Source organism: uncultured Campylobacter sp., assembly GCF_937997595.1.
In the GTDB taxonomy this organism is placed as follows: Bacteria; Campylobacterota; Campylobacteria; order Campylobacterales; family Campylobacteraceae; genus Campylobacter_B.
In genome coordinates this window covers 1-1,022 of record NZ_CALKTS010000244.1, presented here as the reverse complement: position 1 = coordinate 1,022, position 1,022 = coordinate 1, and the positions used below count along the sequence as shown (strand labels likewise).

The 1,022-nt window shown below is 50.4% G+C and carries 1 pseudogene; it reads left to right on the top strand.

The window, feature by feature from the left end:
• Window positions 1–254 (top strand): annotated as a pseudogene (gene truB / locus Q0614_RS08245) (tRNA pseudouridine(55) synthase TruB); the annotation flags it as partial.
• Between the last annotated feature and the right edge of the window lie 768 nt (window positions 255–1,022).

Sequence of the window (1,022 nt, the reverse complement as noted above, 5' to 3'; positions counted from 1 at the left end):
ATTTGAAAGATCCGCGCTTTGCGGACGAGGCGGCGCTAAATCCGCTCGAGTTTTTAGATCTTAAGCCGAACTTTTACGACGGCGACGCGCGCGACGTGATCTTGGGCAAGAAGCTTGCCGCAAAGGATCTGGCGAGCCGCGCGGACGGCCGCTATCTGCTTATCTGCGGCGATTTTTACTCGATCATCGAGATAAGCTCGGGCGAGGTGTGCTATCTTTGGAACGACGTTCCGATCGCAGGCGGCGCGTTTTAATCAGCGCCTTTAGCTTGCGGCGGAATTTTGATCGGGCGGTTCAAGCTTAAAATTTTGAAGCGATCATAAATACGGCTTTTAAATTTGCTCGCATAACGCGCTACTATGTGCGGTTAAATTTTATCGTGCGGAGCAGCGGGCGAGAGATCACGCTTTTTCGTTGCGCATAGATCGCAAAATCGGCATCGGGCGGCGTAAATTTAAACGTGCGACTAGGCAGGCGACGTTCGCTTGTGAAAAGGAATAAATCCATGGGGCTAAATTTAAACGCGACCAAGCGGCGTTTTGATTTGCTTTTTGCCGCGCGACGGCGACGCACTGCGAGATTAAAATTTCGCGATTTAAAAAGCGCGCAGGTTAGGCTTATTGCGGCGCAGCAAGCAGTTTTTGTCAAATGAAATTTCGGCTTGCGGTAATGCGTAGTCTGTGCCGATGGGTTTGATTTTGCAGCGGGCGGCGTATCGCTAAACTAAATTTATGACCTAGTGCGGCGTGCAGCGGTGCGGCTAGAATTTTACCAGCTTGGAATTTTAATCGCTAAGATAGATTTGCGCCGCGGGTTGAAATTCGGCCGCGTGCGTTGCGGATTTAAATTCCGCGCCTTATAAATTTACGTATCGGGCGCTGTGATTGCGGAACAAGTTTCGCGCCGTGCGGTGGTGCGGTTAGAATTTTGCTAGCTCGGAATTGTAATCGCGCTATAGATGAGCTTACCGCGAGCTAAATTTAACGCAAGCGCGCCAAGGCGCAGAAGGAGTAAAATTTTGA